This window comes from Ideonella sp. P3_A4 (assembly GCF_056403075.1).
This window is the reverse complement of the sequence record NZ_JBFUGE010000846.1, coordinates 1-2,152: the sequence shown is the minus strand read 5'-3', so window position 1 is coordinate 2,152 and position 2,152 is coordinate 1. Positions and strand designations below refer to the sequence as shown.

The following is a 2,152-nucleotide window of genomic DNA, read 5'->3' as shown; positions in this document are numbered from 1 at the left end:
GAAAACGGCTGCGAATAGATCTTGCCGTGGCGAACGATGCGCTCGTAGTGCACCGCGCGATGCGCCTCTTGGTCGGCCCGCTCGGCGGCAGTCAAGCCCAGCGACTCGGCCACCGGGCCGGCCCATAACGTGGCGCACGCATGCATGTTGAACGACAGCGCCGTGGCGCCGCAGTGGCGGCCCAGTTCGGCCGCCACCAGCATGAAGGAGGTGAAATCCGCGCCCAGGCCACCACGCTCGGTCGGCACGCACAGCGCAAGCAACCCACTTTCACGCAAGTCGCGGTAATTCTCGACCGGGAAGCTGGCGTTGCGGTCATGCTCTGCCGCCCGCGGCGCAAAGCGGGTGCGGCCCAGTTCGGCCGCCAGGGCGACGAGTTCGCGCTGGCGCGGCGTCAGCAACGCCGGGTCGCCGGCGATATGGGAAATGGCGTGCGTGGAAGCAGTCATCGAAATCCCCTGGTCAAGGTCTTCTCACAGGATTTCACCGAGCAACCGGTAGTGGCCGGCCTGGAAAACCAGCGGCGACAAGGCGGCTTCATGCATGTTTTCGACCTGGCCGATGAACAGCACATGGTCGCCCACCGTCTGCTGGCTGTGCAGCGCGCATTCCAAGACCGCCGCACAGCCGGTGAGCACCGGCGCGCCGCCGGCGCCGTCGGACCATTGGCCTTCGGCAAAGCGATCCGCCACGGCACTGGCGAACCGGCGCGACAGGCTGACCTGCGCCTCGGACAGCACGTTGATCGCAAAGTGGCTGGCTTGCTGGAAAGCAGGCAGCGCCGGGCTGGCGCAGCGCAGCGACCACAGCACCAGCGGCGGGTCCAGCGAGAGTGAATTGAAGGAGTTGGCGGTCAGACCGATGGCCTGGCCCCGCGCATCGCGGCAGGTGGCGATGGTCACCCCGGTGGTGAATCGACCAAGCGCATTGCGCAAGGTCTTGACGTCGATCGGTAACATTTGCCCGCGATGGTAGGCCCAAACTGGGGCGTCCAAGCGCAGGGGCCCTAACTCGACGGGGCCACGCAGCGGTGCTCGTTCACGCCCAGAGCGATCGGCCGGCCCACCAGCCCAGGGCGGCAAAGGCCAGCGCACCCAGCACATGGGCCAGGGTATGCATCAGCGCGACACCGGGCTCGCCGCGCACCAGCAGCGCCAGCGATTCGGCCGAATAGGCCGAGAAGGTGGTCAGCCCGCCCAGGCCACCGGTGATCAGCAGCAGCCGCATGGTCTCGTTCGGGTGACGCTCGAAGGCCACCAGGCCGAAGCCGATGAGCAGCCCGCCGACACAGTTGACCGCCAGGGTGCCCAGCGCGAACGGCAAGGCCATGGGGTTCAGCCACAGGCTGATGCGCCAACGCAGCAGCGAGCCCACGGCGCCGCCGAGGGCGACGGCCAAAGCGTGCATCCAGCCGGCCTGCATCGGGTCAGGCGCCGGCGTTGCTGGCGAAGCTGCCCCAGCGCGCCAGCGCAGCATCGTCGCTGACCCGGGCGTCGACCCAGTGAGCGCCCTCGGGCGTCGTTTCTTTCTTCCAGAAAGGCGCCTGGGTCTTCAGGTAGTCCATCAGGAACTCGCAGGCCTGGAAAGCCTCGCCGCGGTGAGGCGAAGTGACGGCCACGAACACGATCTGGTCGCCCGGCTGCAGCAGGCCGACGCGGTGGATGACCCGCGCCGCGCGAATCTTGAAGCGAGCCATCGCCGCGTCGATCATCGCCTCGATGGCCTGTTCGGTCATGCCGGGGTAGTGCTCCAGATCCATCGCCTGGACGCCCTGGCCGTCATTGCGATCACGCACAGTGCCGACGAAGCTGGCGACGGCGCCGACGGCCAGGTCACCCGCGCGCAGGTTGGCCATTTCGGCCCCGGCGTCGAAATCGTCCGTCTGGATGGTGACGCGCGGCGCACTCATCACGTGGGCCTCAGCCACCGGTAACCGGGGGAAAGAACGCCAGCTCGTCACCGTCTGCCAACGCGGCAGATTCGTCGCACAGYGTCTGATTCAGCGCTGCACGCAGCGCCTTGTGGCGCGCCAGGCTGGTGTCGAACGGGGCGCCGCGGGCGATCAGCTGATTGCGCGCATCGGCCACCCGGCTGCCTTCGGGCAGCTCGAGTTGCTCCTGTGACCCAAGGGCCTCGCGCAGCGAGGCAAAGA

The 2,152-nt window shown here is 68.0% G+C and carries 5 protein-coding genes; all 5 read right to left on the bottom strand.

The genetic code is table 11. The features are described from left to right. The coding region (locus AC1DYI_RS33540; protein ID WP_477208431.1) for an acyl-CoA dehydrogenase family protein at positions 1 to 449 on the bottom strand (449 nt) is incomplete at its 3' end. A 24-nt stretch (positions 450 to 473) separates the two neighbouring features. Further along, positions 474 to 959 (bottom strand): flavin reductase family protein, encoded by a 486-nt coding sequence (locus tag AC1DYI_RS33535; protein ID WP_477208430.1) that lies wholly within the window; start codon positions 957 to 959, stop codon positions 474 to 476. Positions 960 to 1,038: 79 nt separating this feature from the next. Next, positions 1,039 to 1,407 (bottom strand): fluoride efflux transporter CrcB, encoded by a 369-nt coding sequence (crcB, locus tag AC1DYI_RS33530; RefSeq protein WP_477208429.1) that lies wholly within the window; start codon positions 1,405 to 1,407, stop codon positions 1,039 to 1,041. A gap of 19 nt (positions 1,408 to 1,426) precedes the next feature. Further along, positions 1,427 to 1,909: a molybdopterin synthase catalytic subunit MoaE gene (gene moaE, locus AC1DYI_RS33525; protein ID WP_477208428.1), complete on the bottom strand. Its 483-nt coding sequence runs from the start codon at positions 1,907 to 1,909 to the stop codon at positions 1,427 to 1,429. A gap of 10 nt (positions 1,910 to 1,919) precedes the next feature. Then, a partial coding sequence (locus AC1DYI_RS33520) for a MoaD/ThiS family protein (RefSeq protein WP_477208427.1) occupies positions 1,920 to 2,152 on the bottom strand: 233 nt, incomplete at its 5' end.